Origin of the sequence: Mongoliitalea lutea (genome assembly GCF_014652135.1) — a bacterium.
GTDB lineage: Bacteria > Bacteroidota > Bacteroidia > Cytophagales > Cyclobacteriaceae > Mongoliitalea > Mongoliitalea lutea.
This window is the reverse complement of the sequence record NZ_BMYF01000015.1, coordinates 53,218-69,357: the sequence shown is the minus strand read 5'-3', so window position 1 is coordinate 69,357 and position 16,140 is coordinate 53,218. Positions and strand designations below refer to the sequence as shown.

Below are 16,140 nucleotides of genomic sequence, written 5' to 3'. Positions count from 1 at the left end.
TTGACCCTTGGAAAAGAAGCGGAAAGTTACGGAATTTTTATGGAAAGCCTTGAAGCTACTGACAAGGCTAACGGTCTTTCTTGTATTACTGTTAATTCTCATTGCCGGACTTTTACAAATTCCAGCAATTCAAACGAGACTTTCAACGGTACTAACCAATTATTTGAGTGAAAGGACAGGCTTTGAAACCAGTATCGATCGGGTAAAAATCCGCTGGTGGGATGCCGTAAGCTTGGAAGAAGTCCGTATTCTTGACCATCACGACAGTTTGATGGTGGACTTGAGGGAGGTTTACATTGATTTTTCTATCAAGGGATTGTTTGACCGTAAAAATCCAGCTGTGGATCAAATAAAAATGGAAGAAGGAAATGTTCGTTTATTGTTCCATCCACAGGAATCTTACCTCAACATCTCTGAATTTATTGCACGAATCAACGACCTTTTTCCAGGTACCCCAAGAGACCCTGAAAAGGAACCTGTGAAATTCACCATCACCAACATTAATTTCAAAAACACCTCTGTGGATATCCTTAATTATGGAGCAACGCCTGTCACGGATGGTTTTGATCACAACAACCTTAACTTCAGAAACTTGATTGCTGATGCAGATAATTTTTACAGTAAAGGCCCAGAAATTGGTTTCAAACTCAACTATTTAAGAGGCGTAGAGGCCAATTCTGGTTTGGAGTTTCAGCAACTCAAGACTATTTTCACTTATACGCCTACTTTTATGGAATTCGATGGACTGTACCTCCGTTCCAATCAAACTGAAATTAAAGAATACCTTCTTTTTTCCTACGAGTCCCTAGATGCTTTATCTAATTTCAACCAAGAAGTAAGCTTAACTGCACGCTTGGACGAGACGATTTTGCATTTGCGTGATTTACGGATCTTTGCACCTACCCTACCTGAGTTTGATGACAAAATTACCTTAAGCGGAGAAATCGGAGGTACCGTAGAGAAACTTTTCTCCGAGCAGCTTCTCATTAGATTTGGGCAACGAAGCGCACTCTTTGGAAAGTTTGATATTGATGGTCTGCCTTATCTAGATCAAACATTTTTTAAAATGTCCCTGATGAACTCTATCCTAAACAGTGCAGACCTTGCGCCCTATATCAGTGAGGAAAGTAGGCAAGAGTTAAATAAATTTCGGGATATTAGATTTGACACTGACTTTTCTGGATACTTGGACTTTTTTACGGCAAATGGGAATTTCCGTACAGCAATCGGAACACTCATTGGCCGCTTAAACTACAGAAAAGTCAACAACGAGCCCACCTACAATGGCCGTGTGGAACTCAGAAACCTGGATATGGGGATTCTTTTGGAAGACCGGGAACGGTTTCAAAAAGTAAATCTTACAGGAAATATCAAGGGTAAAGGACTGACGCTTGCCAATACCTTGTTGGAAGTAGATGCCGACATCCGTAGCGCAGGAATTAATGGGTATAACTACGTCAATATTCAAACTGCGGCAACCTACGGTCGTGATTTGTTCAAAGGAAATCTCAAAGTCAACGACCCAAATCTCAAGGCCTCTTTTGATGGGGTTCTAGATCTACGACAGCAAAAAGATTCCATTCAACTACAGGTAAAAATAGATACGGCCTTTCTGAAGGAGTTAAATTTTGTGGATAGGGAAACATTTGTCAGTGGAGAAATAGAAATGGATACTAAGGGGATTACCTTGGATGATATTGAAGGAATCGCCCGCTTCAAAAATGTTAACCTCAGCTATGAAGGGAGAAACCTTTACATCGACAATTTCTTTTTCCAATCCCTTTTCACAGAATCCTCCCGATTAATTTCCCTTAATTCAGACTTGCTTGTAGCTAGTATCAATGGCAACTTCAAGGTAGCGCAACTCATAGAAGATGTACAAGATCTAAGCTCAGAATATTTGGCCATCCTGACTAACGCTACTGATAAAATTGAATTTCAAAACAAAAAGGAAATAGACCCTTACAATATTGACATCAACCTTAATTTCATCGATATCAATCCCATTATCAACTTGGTGGAACCCCGGATTTCGATTTCTAAAAATACCTTGATAGAAGGCGCATTCTATCAAACACCTGACAATACCATCCTGAATTTCTTCTCCAGCATTGATTCAATTTACTACCAGGAAAATTTCTTTTTCAACAATAATATCGACTTCAATACTTCCAAACTGGTAAATTCATCTGATGTATTGGCTTCTTTTTACATTTATTCCAAAACCCAACAGCTACGATCGGGATTAACCTTTGACAATTTAGCAATCGAGGCTATCTGGGATGAAAATCAGGTGGGTCTGTCCTACAGCCAAGACCAATTGCAGTCAGGAAGTTACATCCGAGTCGATAATGAAATCACCATCTTCCCTGATCATACAGAGATAATATTTTCCCCATCCGAACTGAAAATTCTTGATAAAATCTGGAGATTTGATCCCAACAATCAAATTTTCATCACTGGAAACAACATCTTGGTAGATAACCTGAAACTTTTTAACCAAGCACAATTCATTTCCCTGGCAGGTCAGATATCCGCTTCTAATCCTGAAGCTGTGTTAGGTCTGGAGATTAATCAATTGAATCTGGACTTTTTCAATACACTGAGCACCAAAGACTTTCAGGGAATTGCCAATGGACAGTTTGCCCTGAGTAATTTTTATCAATCCTTGCTGGTCTTAGGTGAGCTTCGGATAGATGAGATGTTAATCAATAATTTTTTGATCGGAGATATCTTAGCTTCCACCTATTCTGCCGAGAACAATATCAATTTGGAGATTGAAAATATCCGAAACGGTCAAAAAGTAATTGAAATCAAAGGCTACCTAGGAAACAATGAGGAAGAACAAAACATAGGATTGAATGCGAGCTTAAAAGATGCAAATCTATCAATTATCGAACCATTCCTATCAGATTATATCACTCAAATTGATGGTACAGTCACCGGGGACTTTAGTATTGAAGGCTCTCTGAACTTTCCGGTAATCAATGGAACAGGAAGAGTAAATGAAGGAAAACTGCTTATCAATTACCTGAATACTTACTATACCATTGATGGTAATCTACTTTCCACCTTAAATGAAATCAGCTTTCGTGAGCTTGTCATTCAAGATGTCAATGGAAATCGTGCCCGGATGAGAGGCGGCATTTCTCATGATTATTTTTCTGATTTCATTCTAGATATCCGTTCCAATCTTGAAAACTTCCAAGTGTTAAATACCAGCATCCGTGACAATGATCTGTTTTATGGAACCGCCTATGCAACAGGAACCTTGGAGATATTTGGTGCTGCCAACAACTTGGATATCGTGGCGAGAGCCACCTCTCAACCTAATACGAGAATATTTATTCCTTTTGGAACTTCATCTACCCAAGCCCAAGAAGATTTTATCACCATTATCAATGTTCGGGATTCCAGTAAGGTTGCCGCATCCTTCGAAGACAGCATCGAAAAGCTGGCAATTAATAATGTCCGGATGAATTTTGTCTTAGACCTTACCCCGGATGCTTATGCTGAAATATCCATTGACCCAAGAACAGGGGAAAGTATCCAAGGCCGAGGAAGAGGGGTCTTGACATTGAACATCGATACCCAAGGAAATTTCTCCATGAATGGGAATTATGAAATAACGGAAGCACGCTACAACTTCTCACTCTATAATATTATCAATAAGGAGTTCATTGTACAGCCTGGTGGTAGAATTTCCTGGTTTGGAGATCCATTTGAGGGAATCATGGACATCAAAGCCTATTATCAGGAATCTGTCTCCTTACAAAATCTCCAAAACAACCCAAATGCGACCATCGACGATCCACAAATGCGCAGAAGATGGCCGCTACGTGTGCTAATGGATTTGCAAGGGAATTTACTATCCCCTGAGATCACCTTCAATTTTGACTTTGGGCAATTCCCCTCAGAGGGAAATGTGCAAACCTATATCTCAGCATTCCAAAACCGTATTGCCAATGATGAGCAAGAGAAAAACAGGCAGGTTTTCTCTGTCATCATGATGCGTTCACTCTCTCCAGAAGGACAATTCTCCGGTGTTTCCAACATTGCTACTTCCAATTTAAGCCAATTACTTTCTTCCCAACTCAACTCTTTTATCGCACAGGTAGATCAAAACCTGGAAGTGGATATTGATTTGGCAAATTTGGATCAGAGCGCTTTGGAAACTTTCCAGCTACGTGTAGCCTACACCTTCCTTGACGGTAGACTTCGGGTGACCCGTGACGGTGGATTTACAGATTTACAGGGCAATGCTGACTTAAATAGCATTGCAGGCGATTGGCAAGCGGAATACTTACTTACAGAAGATGGACGCTACCGTATGCGGATCTATAACCGAAACAATTTCAATACCTTTACCTCTCTTTCATTGGCGAGAAATGTAGCCACTTATGGTGTTTCCTTATCTCAGAATCTTTCCTTCAACTCATTCTCAGAACTGATCAATCGCATCAGAAATAGAAGAACATCCTTTGACTTGATCAATGATTCTGACGATTTTCTAAGAGAGGAATACCGAGAAGGATGGACCGAGATTCCATTAGAAAACCTAGAGAAAAAACTTCAAGAATCTGAAAAAAAGAGCACATCTCGCTCAAATTTCTACAGAAAAGAAGATGATCATGCAAACATTTTTGGAAGCTATCATCTTCTACAATGAAAATAGCTATCATGGAAAAAGTAAGTATATTCTGGTTTAGAAGAGACCTTAGATTAGAAGACAACCGAGGCTTATATCATGCCTATACCCAAGAAAAAAATGTATTGCCTTTATTTATTTTTGATCGGGAAATCCTAGACGATTTGGAAGATAAAACTGATGCGAGGGTTACTTTTATTCACCAACAAATCCAAAGACTATCTCAAGAATTGGCTGCATTCGGCAGTTCAATTTTAGTCAAATACGGGAAGCCTTTGGAAGTCTATCAAGAATTGATGGAAAAGTATGACATCCTGAATGTCTATACCAATCGGGATTATGAGCCCTACGGCATCAGTAGAGATTTGGAAGTCAAAAACCTATTGGACACAAAAGGCATACAATTCTTGGATTTCAAAGACCAAGTAATCTTTGAAAAAGAGGAAATCGTCAATGGAAGTGGTGATTTCTACAAAGTATTTACCCCTTACAGCAGGGTGTGGTTGGATAAATTCCAAAAAGCCACCATTCAATTAGTATCCTTGAATCCTTCAAATAATACTTTTTTTCAAACTGACGCTATTTCTATTCCAAGTTTGGAAGATATGGGCTTCCAGGCTAGCTCTATTCAAATTCCCCCCTTGGAAATCAATCAGGCTTTGATCCAAAAATATGATCAGGTCAGAAATTTTCCCGCGATCAATGGGACCACTCGATTGGGAATTCACCTTCGCTTTGGAACCATTTCTGTGCGGAAATTAGCTTTAGAGGCCAGTAAGTTGAACGCTACCTATCTCAATGAATTGATCTGGAGAGAGTTTTACATGATGATTTTGTACCATAACCCACAGGTGGTGGATAAAGCATTTAAGCCAGCCTATGATGAAATTCCTTGGAGAAACAGTGAAGAGGATTTCCAAAAATGGTGTGATGGAAAAACAGGCTTTCCGATCGTGGATGCAGGTATGCGCGAATTAAACGCTACCGGATACATGCATAATCGTGTCAGAATGATCGTAGCCAGCTTCCTTACCAAGCATTTGTTGATTGATTGGAGATGGGGAGAAGCATATTTTGCAAAAAAACTCTTAGATTTCGAGCTTTCTTCCAACAATGGGGGCTGGCAATGGGCAGCTGGCACAGGAACCGATGCACAGCCTTACTTCCGGGTATTTAATCCGGACTCCCAAACGGAGAAGTTTGACAAAGAACTTAAATACATCAAAAAATGGGTTCCTGAATATGGAACATCAGCATATCCAAAACCCATGGTTGATCATAAATTTGCTCGTGAACGGGCAATCAGCACATACAAAGAGGCATTAAATTCATGAATATAGGCGATAAAGTCCGCTTGCTCCACGGAAACGAAGAAGGGGTAATAACCAAAATTTCGGGTTCTAAAGTAGAAATAGAAATTGAAGATGGGTTTAGAATCCCCGCACTCAAAAATGAGGTAGTGGTAATTTCTGCATCTGAGAGGATCCTTTTTGGTGAAAAAGAAGCAGAGATCCCTGTAATTTCTGAAAAGCAACAAGCCGTCAGTAGTAAGGATTCTGGGGTGTTTTTGAGCTACATCCCACTCAATGACCAAGCACACGCGGTTTATATTTCAAATAATTCCTCAAAGAGTTATTTAGTAGTAGTTTCCGAAGTATTTGGGAGCAATTCTCAGACAATCGTAGCAGACACGCTTCTACCATCCAAGTCTCATAAAATCACTGAAAAAAATATTCGGGACTTTGAAGAATGGCCAAATCTGATGGTTCAGCTGATTACAATCAATAAAAAGATTGAGAAAACCGAACCAATCGTTTCCAAAACCTACAAATTCAAAGCATCTGCCTTTTTCAAAAGCAAAGGGGTGGCTCCAGTCCTAAATAAAACCGGTTATGTATTCAATGTTACCGAACAAGCAAAACCGCTGGATATTCAATCTTTGAATCAGGAATTGCAAACAATTCAACCTAAAGCAGCCCCTTCTTTCCCCAGACCTCCGAAAGAAGTGGACTTGCATATTGAAAAACTCACCAAAGATTATGACCTGATGAGCAATTCCGAGATGCTAAAACTGCAACTCGAGGTATTTGAAAAGAATCTAAACTATGCAATTGCAGGGGGGATGGATGAAATATCTTTTATTCATGGGATAGGAAATGGCGTTCTTCGAAAAGAAATTCACAGATATTTGAGTCAATTGCCAAATATTAAGTACTTTAAGGACACACAAAAAAGCCCATTTGGATATGGGGCAACCTTAGTCAGAATTTCATAAGCCATGCAAGGTAAACTCTCCCCGCTGTTTCAGCCTTTTCATCAGCAGTTTCATGAAGGAAAATCGCTGTTCAATGCACTAAGCAAGCAATTCAGAGGAAAGAAAGCTGTAGAATTGGAGCAAAAACTCATTTTTTTGGAAATCTATGTGGACCTTTTAGCCAAGATTCACTTCAAAGAAGATCAGTTGAAGTTTCAGGTTTTTTCTCCTTTCAAAGGAATATTCAAAGGCCTAAAGAAGGTCAAGCATATCCGGATTATTCTTGCTCAGTTGGAGATTTACAAAGTAAGCACTGGTGAAACCTTCAATTCCTACGAAAAATTCTTACTTTCTGAAAAAAATAGACTTTACACGGAGGTCTACGATATGATTGTGGGTGCTCCTTTGAAAATTTGGGAAGATCTATACGAGGAGGCTTACAAGTATAGTCATGGCATCAAGCCATTGGCCATCAACACTGCTACGACCAAAATCATTGAGGAAGAGTTGGAGTTTTTCAATTTGGAAAACAAACACAAGCTAGAATACAAAGGCATCAAAGATATTTACGAAGGTGTGCGTGTTATTACGGCCTTGGAAAATATACGAATTGAAATTGGTTTCAATCCAATATTTGTTTCTGCTGTCCACGTATACTTGACCACTTTTCAGAAGAACCTCCTGGACTGGTATGAAAATCATTTGCTGATGCAACACATGATCAGCTATCTTTCCGATAAGGAGAATGTTTCCAAAAAATATTTAGACCTGCTTTCAAAACTAAAGGAAAACAAAAAAACCTACACACTTCAGGTAGAGAAGGAGTGTAGGTTTTTGTTTAATAACATTATCCGCTAAACTTAGCCAATCTTTGCGAGTGCCTGCTTTAAATCTTCTTTCAAATCGTCCGCGTCCTCTATTCCCACACTAAGACGAATCAAGGAATCAACCAAGCCAACTTTTTCCCGCTCTTCTTTAGGGATAGAAGCATGCGTCATCGTCGCAGGGTGACCACATAAAGATTCTACTCCGCCTAATGACTCTGCTAATGCAAAATAATGAAGGTTCTCTAATACTTTATTAGCATCTTCTATGCGGTTACCTTTAATGGTGAAAGAAATCATCCCTCCAAAATCCCTCATCTGTGTTTTAGCCACCTGATGATTGGGATGATCTTCAAATCCTGGCCAATACACTTTATCTACCATAGGATGTGTTCGTAAAAAAGCCGCAATGGTCTTTCCGTTTTGACAATGACGTTCCATCCGGATATGCAAGGTCTTGATACCTCTCAGCACCAAAAAGCAGTCCTGAGGTCCTGGAGTAGCGCCACATGCATTTTGAATAAATGCCAATCGCTCTGCTAAATCATCGTCATTGACAATGATCGCACCCATGACCACATCCGAATGGCCTGCTAAATACTTGGTAACCGAATGCATGACGATATCGGCACCTAAATCCAAGGGATTCTGTAAAAAAGGAGTAGCAAAGGTATTGTCCACCGCTAACAAGACTCCATGTTTTTTGGCTACCGCTGCAATCTTGCTGATATCTACAATATTCATCATAGGATTAGTAGGGGTCTCTGCCCAAATCAGCTTGGTATTTTCATTGATGGATGCCTCAATAGAAGCAGGGTCTTCCATGGATACAAAATGGAATTTTATTCCATAGCGCTGGAAAACCTTGGTGAAAATGCGGTAAGACCCACCGTACAAATCATTCGTGGAGATTACCTCATCGCCTGGGTTCAGCAATTTGATAATCGCATCAATTGCTCCCAAACCTGAGGAAAAACAAAGGCCATATTTGCCATTTTCCAAGGCTGCGAGATTATTCTGTAAAGCTGTACGGGTAGGATTATGTGTTCTGGAGTATTCATAGCCCTGATGATCTCCCGGAGAACGTTGCACATAAGTGGACGTTTGAAAGATTGGGGTCATGATCGCTCCTGTACTTGGATCTGGTTCTACACCAGCATGTATGGTTTTTGTTCCGAATTTCATAAGTCAACTGTGAAAGTTTATGGGTTTACTTCTGTTTTTTTTCTTTTCTTGCGCCTTGGCAGCCCAAAGATGACAAAAATGAGAAGTATTATCAAGGAATTTAAAACTGGCATCCAAGAGAATTTGTTTTTGGGCCTAGCGATCCTATGGGTCAGCATCATGCCAAGTTTGGGAACCTTGATAGCTACGCCATTGGTCTTGAAAGGGAGCAACTACTTAGCGAAATTCCCTTGGTTGAATCCGTTTTCCCTCTTGGTTACTTGTATTTTTCTGACACTCCTAATGGGACTTGCCTTGCTACCGACTACTATGGTTGCTGTATTTTCTGGTTTCCTTTTTGGCTGGAAAATAATTCCTTGGCTGGTAGCTTCCTATGCAGCAGCATCTCTTCTAGGCTATTTTTGGGGCAGAATGGTTACCAAAGAAGGATTAGATTTCTTGATCAAACGCTATCCTCAAGTAGGAACAGCCATTGCAGAGCGTTCTCATAGCATCCCTCAATTGATTTTTTTCATAAGGATAAGTCCGGTAATTCCTTTTGCTTTATCTAATCTCCTATTTGCATTTGTGCAAACTGGCTGGAAGAAATTACTTATTTGGGGAACCATCGGTATGTTGCCACGCACCTTAGTAGCTTTTTACACAGGTACTATTGCCAATGACCTTTTTGATGCCATCAACCAAGGGGATGATAGGCTGAAGATTTGGATATTTATCGGATTCCTGATTGTCAGTACTTGGGGAATTTGGAAAGTGATCCGCTCGAGAAACTAGCTTATCGAAGCAAATACATTTTACCATACCCTTGCCTAAAGGCCCGGTCTCCAGCAGTATTTCTCAATTCTACAAAAGCTCCATTTTTACGAACCAACACCCGGTAGATATACACACCATTGGCCAATTGATCCCCAAATTCATCCCGACCATCCCAGGCATATTCAGTCAGGTTATTACCAATTCGTAGTGGTCCCAATTCATCCTGCAAAATCTCTCGGACTACTCTTCCTGTTACCGTCATGATTTGAATTTTAATCTGATCCGGCACTTCATTTCCTGTAACGGTAAATACAAAGCGAACGCTCGTACTAAAAGGGTTAGGATAAGGGTAGAAATTGGTAATAGTAGCTTCATTGATTACCTCAAAATTGATCTCATAAGGCCTATCTACACCCAAATCCTCTGTCACTACCCGTAAGGTATACATCCCATCCTCCAATGGACCGGGGCGCATTTCTATTCTAAATCCAGAATTTTCGGTAGCTTCTGTCCAGAATACCCGAGGGTCGGAGAAGTTTATCCTTGCAAACTGACAGCCCTCACATTGCTTACGCAAGAACATTTCTAGGCCAAGGGTATCCCGCTTCAAAATCAAACTTTGCTCATTTTTAAGCAAGGTGGTGATCATAACGGAAGGAGATACAATATCCCCATCCATGATATACACCCCATCAAAACTTACATCCAAAATAGCTGTCGTATTATCTGGTATCACTGTGATATACTCTCCCAAATCAATCAAGTTATTGCGGAAAGTCTGTTCCATTTGAATTCTTGGATTGGCAAAAACCTCAATTTCATTTTCTCCCGGTTTCCCAATAGAATTAAACAGCACATCAAATTCAAACTTTTCACCAGCCTTCAAAGCAGGGAATTTCCGAGTAAAATTCAGGACTGTTCTTGAGGTGGTATTCCTTATTTTCCAATCTACCTGAATTGAGTCGAGGAAATCATATTTAGAAATATTCAAAAACTCAAACTTCAATACAACTTCTTGTCCCTCTTGGAGGGTGATTTTTTCATCTCTGTTTTTAAATAACAATACTCCCTCAGGCACCCCAGTAAAATTAACCTGCCACTTGGTCAGCTGAGATGGTGCGGTGGAATTAGGATCATCCATAGCGTACCGCAAGCGTAGGAATGGATAGGTAGCCGGATTAATTAAACTCAAATCAGCCAAACTTTCATTGACATTGGAAAGCAACACCTGTTCTTCACCGGAAGCCCTCACACCAATGACATCAAAATGGGAAAGTTCTTCATTAAACCAATCTCTACGATTGATCCGGTTAAAGAATAGTTTCCAATCAGATGCCGGTCCAATTCGGGGAGTTATAATTGACCCAGAAGTAAAATAACCTTCAACTGAGATTTCAAACTCAATGATTTGCTCATTCGTTTCCAGTTCTATTCCTCGTTGAGCTACGATTTCTACGGCCTCTCCCGGCCGCATACCCTTTTGTCCGTAAAGGATGTATGGATCTCCATTTTTCAGATTTCTCAATACGGCCTCATTCGCCCCGACCTCTCTCAACTTTTGGAAAGCAATATCAGGCCACTGTTCATAATTGACATTGCCTACAGAGAAAATAACCACAAAATCCCCATCCCTTAAACCATTGATATAATCAATCAAAAAGGTTTGTCCAGGATTACTGATTTGGGCATTCCGTATACTTTGAATTACCTGAGGTACCCGACCACAGCTACGACCATCCAAAATATCGAAACCAGGAACAGGAATCACCAAATACGGGGTCAAAGACTTTTGTTCAAATGCTACCAAACCAAGTGAACCATCTGGACATAAACGAGAATTGGCATTGTTGACATTATCAATAATGTATGGAACCCCATCTAGATAAAATTGGGTATTTCTAAAGGTAAGTGAGTCTGCCTGATTACCAAAGGTAAACACTCCAATATCCAACGAATTGGTCTGATAATTCCATCTGCGTTGATTGGCATCAAAGACCACATTATCCAAGATGTTAGTCTGTAATTCGGCAACTTCTCGCTGCGTCCAGCCTTCCGGACCATTTCGGATATAAGAGAAGCTACTGCTTGTCCATTCATTGCTTTCGCCCTCCTGCGGTTGAAGGAATCGCGTTCGCCAAAAGAAAGTCAAGGAATCTCTCGCTTGTATATTCTGGAACAAGTCCAATTTCCAACTCAAAATATTGGTAGTCGTAATCCTATTCTCCCGACGGTTAGAACTATTAAATGTAGGAGATGTATCAATCTGCACCACAATCGTCCGCTGATTAATAGATTTTCCAGGTATCTGCGCAACCAATTCGACTTCCCGTTCATTGACAATCCCAAAAGAACTTGGCAACAAATGAATGGTACCACTCAAAGGAATAAAACGACTGACGGTAATCAGGTTATTCATGAATGTCATTTCAGGAATGGCTCGATCAGTATTGATTTCTATACTGAATGTATTCTCACCAAAAGCTGGTAAACCTGTGTTAGGAACTGCAAAACTGATGGTGTCTTTTCTAAAGACTCCTGCAATTTTTTTCAACGGATAGGTAATATCCGTTCCATCCGGAAGTCGTCTGCTGATTTTAAAATTGACTGAATCTGTATTGACAATACCAAGATTTCTCAGGACAAATTTCAGCTCCAGAGAATCTGATAAAGCATTGAAGATATCTCCCTCATAAGCTCCCAAATAGACCTCTGACTCTATAACAGAATAGTCCGCCTTATTGGCTGGAAACATTCGAACTGCTGGGTCACCAAGCATTACCAACTGTTCCCCATGTGATCGATTGACAGGTGAATCTCCGTACAATCGATAAAACATTCGTTCTGTTTCTCTTTTAACCACACCAACAGGTCTATGAATCATTGTGGAATCAGCAAATGCATTAAAATAGAAAGCTTCAGAATACCGCCTTAAAAATACATCAATACCCAAGCTAGCATGTGCTAAAAAATTTGATGCCCCTTTTTTCGGAGTTACTATCCAATCTTCACCGAAAGTGTATGCATTCCCGAATGCATTTCCAGCATCACAGCCATTCAAAAGTAAGACTGGGTATTTTCCTTGATTATTATAACCAACTGTCGGATCCGATGCAAACCCAATTTCAATATCTATTACAGTTGGTGCCCCATGACCAAAAAATGTAATGAGACCAAGACCTTTGTTTACATCACTTGTAATATCAATTAACTCAATGGTGGAATTTGAACGTTTTCTATAAGTTGTGACATTGCCTCCCAAAAATTTACCTTCTGCTATCGTTTTAAAACCATTCAAAAAATTATAAAAACGCTGTAGTTCAAACGCACTTATACCTCCACTGAGATGTACTATGTCTTTCAGCCACGAAGCATCGTATCCTAAAGCATCTTTTTCTTTAACTTTATCCAAATAATCAGCCACTTGCTGAGAGTTCCTTACGGGTAATCTGCCAATAGCTACCTCACCGACATAGGGATCTTCTGGATTCAAACCCATCGCGTAATTATTATCTGCATAGGGATATCCTGCTGGCGGAATCATATCTTGAAAACTAAAAATAGAAGGGCGCTGTCGATAAAAAAAGTTAGTATTCCCTTCACGGGCAGTTGCAAATATCCCAACGGATCTACCTATCAAAAGCATATGCTCAGGTTTATACTTGGGGTAATATTGTTTTAAAAACTTAAAAATAGCATTTGGTGTCTTTTCGCCAAAAGTAAATTGATCGTATAACTCGTCAATATTGACTATCAATGTATCATAACTACCGCCAGCTGGAGAGGCTCGATGAGCTGCATAAGCCACAACAGGATCTGCATACGTCTGGGTTGGTCTCCGCAAGGAACGATGCGTAATCAATATAAAATCTGCAGGTACTGACAAAAAATCACGAAAACGCGTAGGCACCAACGTTCCAACAGGTGTAATATCAGCATTACTCTGTAATAAAATCTTGCTTGACTTAAATTGAGTTTGAGCTTGTAATCTAATGGTGGAACCATCTGATTGAACAGGTATTTGCTCTGGGTTTAGTGGATCTAAAACATCATAAGCATAATAATTCCCAATTACTTGAGAAAACTCAATAATAGATTCCCCTTCATCGGTAATTATATATTCCCGCATTCGGCCTCCAGGAGTTACTTTTTTAGGGTAAGTTAGTCGAAGATAAGCAATTGACACGTTATCAACAGTTTGGGGGCCTTGACTAGCAATCTGTACTCTAAGATTTCCATTTCGGTCAAAATCATCAACTTTCAAGTCAATTGACCGATGAATCGCTTGATAATCATCAAATTCAAATCGTCCAACTTCACGTAAACTTCCTAATGAAGGCCCTGCACTGATGACTGATAAATGGATATTTTCAGAACGTCCGGTCAGGCCAATTTCTAAGGTAGCAAACCCGGATTCTGCTATTTGCCCAAGACTAGTCAGGTTTAAATTTAAGGGTGCAGATTTAGTTATAGGAGCACTCATCCATCCTTGACCTTCTTCGTATTCTGCGACCCTAACGCCAGGACTGTACAATCTACTTAGATTATATTGTTCATGAAAGACCTCAAAGTATTCGTCTTTGTAACTTTCTAATCTTGCCCCAGAGGATTGGGGGAGAGGACGTTGGATCATTCTACGTCCGTTAATTCCAGGCGTAATTACCAAATAAAAAGCCGTTGAGTCATTATGGGTATTATAAGCTATATTTCCAACATGGCTAGGCGATTTATACAGATTTGCATCCAAAGTCCCATCATTTCTTTTGCCAAAAAAATCTATGTAATCATTAGGATCAAAAGAACCATCTTGACCACCTTCAATATGCACTGCTATTTCTTCCCCTCGAAAATACATTCGAATATGATTAGGGTTAATTACGGAAGGATTAATACCCGCAGAAGCTAGTGCCGCAAAGTTGATTCGATGTATGCCATCATGTGAGGTTGGTATTTTGAAATATGTTTTTGAAAAATCAATCCAGTCACTTTGTGCCATCGAGATATGTGACAGCAACCAACCCAATAAAAATACTATGACAAATTTCCTGTTCATATGTTAATCTTTCCAACCTTTATTGATCCTGTAGCGCCCATCCAATTCTTTCAAACTGACTTTTACTGATACGATATGAGAATAGGGTGTCTGTGATATCCCTCCAATATCGGAAAGGGCATAATCAATAAAAAACTTTTCACTCAGAAAAACGCCCAAACCAAAACTTGGCTTCCAAGAGGTATAAAATGAGCCATCAAAATCCTTTATACGCTGCACATTACTTCCACCACCCCTGAGAAAAAACTTATTGCTATAATTTACCTCAAAGCCCATTCTAGGATCAAAAGAAACCAAGCTTGTCCGTAATACTGTATTCCTCCGACCGTCAAAGGTAAAATCTAAATCGATTACCCCCTGAACCCCTATTTCATCTGTAATCTGCACGTCCCTAGTAACTGAAAAAATTGCTCTTGGTAAGGTAAGCTCTATAGAGTTTACGGGGATTTCATTATTCGTTTGAGAGTAAATATCTCTCACCATGTCTGCATTATGAAACCAGGCATTGAAGGTACTGGTAACATCCTTCAACATTACCCCAAACCTCCAATCATCCAATAAATAAATCCCACCTACATCCAACCCGAAGCCCCATGCTTGGGCAAATCTACCCACATTTCTATGAATGATTTTAGCATTGACACCAAACTTGAATTCATCGCTGAAATCTTTGGCAAAGGACAATAACAAGGCATAATCCGCCGCATTAAAAAACTGAATATTATTATAGTTTAGTGCACCATTAGCGTCGTAAAGGAAGCGTGTATCCGGTATATCGTCTACGCCAAATCGAATGAGAGAAACGGCAATCTGATTATCATAATCCAAACTTGTACTATACCCCAGATAGTCAAATTTAGCGATCCCCGCAAAGTACTCTGCATGCATCAGAGTAAACTCATGCTTATTTTTAATCCCCAACAAACCAGCTGGATTCCAAAAAGCGGCAGTTACATCCCTTACAGAAGAGACCTGTGCTCCACCCATGGCTAAAGCACGGGCCCCGACTCCAATATTCATGAATTCATTAGAATATTTGGGGGCGATAGACTGAGCATAAACCCCTCCCACCAGAAGGAAGAAAAGGTGAAATAAAAGGAGCCCCGGTTTGGACATGTACAACTTGGAATTCTTATATGCAAAATAAAAATAAATTAGATACAAAAAGATAAAAGTCCAATTATTAGAAAAAAGAAATGCAAAGTGTACGAAATCGGTCAATTAACTGTCCAGAATTTTAATTTCCATTGCTATCTGTACACAAACTTTTTTTCGAGAGGATTTTTTTCTTCCATGATTCTACTGGTCTGTCCTTGGGTAAATCTTTAAATTTGAGCTAATTTGATAGAAATATAAGTGATTATCCTAAAATTGGAATGCTTAGTTAACCTTTGATGAAGCTATGAAAAAAGTTTTGGTATAA

Annotated in this window: 8 protein-coding genes; 5 read left to right on the top strand and 3 right to left on the bottom strand. The window is 39.7% G+C overall.

Features of this window, described 5'->3' with window-relative positions:
* Positions 1-7: 7 nt before the first annotated feature.
* From IE080_RS12535 to IE080_RS12520, 4 genes are read left to right on the top strand one after another with little or no spacing between them, the layout of a single operon-like run.
* Positions 8-4,669: a translocation/assembly module TamB domain-containing protein gene (locus IE080_RS12535; RefSeq protein WP_189582982.1), complete on the top strand. Its 4,662-nt coding sequence runs from the start codon at positions 8-10 to the stop codon at positions 4,667-4,669.
* Positions 4,670-4,680: 11 nt separating this feature from the next.
* Positions 4,681-5,982 (top strand): cryptochrome/photolyase family protein, encoded by a 1,302-nt coding sequence (locus IE080_RS12530; protein ID WP_189582979.1) that lies wholly within the window; start codon positions 4,681-4,683, stop codon positions 5,980-5,982.
* A complete protein-coding gene (locus IE080_RS12525; RefSeq protein ID WP_189582976.1) occupies positions 5,979-6,923 on the top strand; it encodes a Smr/MutS family protein in 945 nt (314 codons plus the stop codon). Before IE080_RS12530 ends, IE080_RS12525 begins: the two co-directional genes overlap by 4 nt.
* 3 nt (positions 6,924-6,926) lie before the next feature.
* Entirely contained in the window at positions 6,927-7,760 is an 834-nt protein-coding gene (locus tag IE080_RS12520; RefSeq protein ID WP_189582973.1) for a hypothetical protein, read from the top strand.
* Between the two features lie 2 nt (positions 7,761-7,762).
* Here the strand turns inward: IE080_RS12520 and IE080_RS12515 are convergent, their stop codons facing one another.
* Positions 7,763-8,911, bottom strand: a complete 1,149-nt coding sequence (locus tag IE080_RS12515; protein WP_189582970.1) for a cystathionine gamma-synthase — start codon at positions 8,909-8,911, stop codon at positions 7,763-7,765.
* Positions 8,912-8,989: 78 nt separating this feature from the next.
* Between IE080_RS12515 and IE080_RS12510 the strand changes: the two genes are divergently transcribed.
* The gene (locus IE080_RS12510; RefSeq protein ID WP_189582967.1) at positions 8,990-9,685 is read left to right on the top strand and encodes a VTT domain-containing protein; all 696 of its coding nucleotides are present in this window, start codon (positions 8,990-8,992) and stop codon (positions 9,683-9,685) included.
* Between the two features lies 1 nt (position 9,686).
* On the opposite strand, the gene porU2 is transcribed toward IE080_RS12510, so the two are convergent.
* Positions 9,687-14,717, bottom strand: a complete 5,031-nt coding sequence (porU2, locus tag IE080_RS12505; protein ID WP_189582964.1) for a putative type IX secretion system sortase PorU2 — start codon at positions 14,715-14,717, stop codon at positions 9,687-9,689.
* 3 nt (positions 14,718-14,720) lie between these two features.
* The gene (locus IE080_RS12500) at positions 14,721-15,833 is read right to left on the bottom strand and encodes a putative type IX sorting system protein PorV2 (protein WP_189582961.1); all 1,113 of its coding nucleotides are present in this window, start codon (positions 15,831-15,833) and stop codon (positions 14,721-14,723) included.
* Between the last annotated feature and the right edge of the window lie 307 nt (positions 15,834-16,140).

What these genes read in the sequence shown, in the direction of transcription:
- IE080_RS12500 (WP_189582961.1), bottom strand. Translation starts at nt 15,833, where the DNA reads ATGTCCAAACCGGGGCTCCTTTTATTTCACCTTTTCTTCCTTCTGGTG.
- IE080_RS12510 (WP_189582967.1), top strand. Translation starts at nt 8,990, where the DNA reads ATGAGAAGTATTATCAAGGAATTTAAAACTGGCATCCAAGAGAATTTG.
- IE080_RS12515 (WP_189582970.1), bottom strand. Translation starts at nt 8,911, where the DNA reads ATGAAATTCGGAACAAAAACCATACATGCTGGTGTAGAACCAGATCCA.
- IE080_RS12530 (WP_189582979.1), top strand. Translation starts at nt 4,681, where the DNA reads ATGGAAAAAGTAAGTATATTCTGGTTTAGAAGAGACCTTAGATTAGAA.
- porU2 (WP_189582964.1), bottom strand. Translation starts at nt 14,717, where the DNA reads ATGAACAGGAAATTTGTCATAGTATTTTTATTGGGTTGGTTGCTGTCA.
- IE080_RS12520 (WP_189582973.1), top strand. Translation starts at nt 6,927, where the DNA reads ATGCAAGGTAAACTCTCCCCGCTGTTTCAGCCTTTTCATCAGCAGTTT.
- IE080_RS12525 (WP_189582976.1), top strand. Translation starts at nt 5,979, where the DNA reads ATGAATATAGGCGATAAAGTCCGCTTGCTCCACGGAAACGAAGAAGGG.